The sequence below is a fragment of the bacterium genome (genome assembly GCA_016789445.1).
In the GTDB taxonomy this organism is placed as follows: domain Bacteria; phylum Patescibacteriota; class Minisyncoccia; order Phycocordibacterales; family UBA2100; genus UBA10103.
Genome location: JAEUQT010000012.1, coordinates 1 through 253 on the forward strand (window position 1 = coordinate 1; position 253 = coordinate 253).

Below are 253 nucleotides of genomic sequence, written 5' to 3' on the forward strand. Positions count from 1 at the left end.
GTGTTGTTCTCCGCGTCGCTCGCCGTGGCAGCGCTGGTGATCACTGGCGCGTTGTCGTTGGCGGACGTCACAGTGACGGCGATGGCCTGACTGTCCGTGCCGCCCTGGCCGTCGGCCACCTGGACGATCACATCGTAGACGTTGTCCCCGCCGGCATCGGTCGGGGCTTCGAAGTCGGGCGCAGAGATGAAGCTCAGGGCTCCGGTGCTGGCATTGATGCTGAACTTGGCGGCATCGGCACCACCCACGATGG

Annotated in this window: 1 protein-coding gene; it reads right to left on the reverse strand. The window is 66.0% G+C overall.

Translation table 11 applies throughout. The features are described from left to right. A partial coding sequence (locus JNK62_04805) for a cadherin repeat domain-containing protein (GenBank protein ID MBL8158824.1) occupies positions 1–253 on the reverse strand: 253 nt, incomplete at both ends.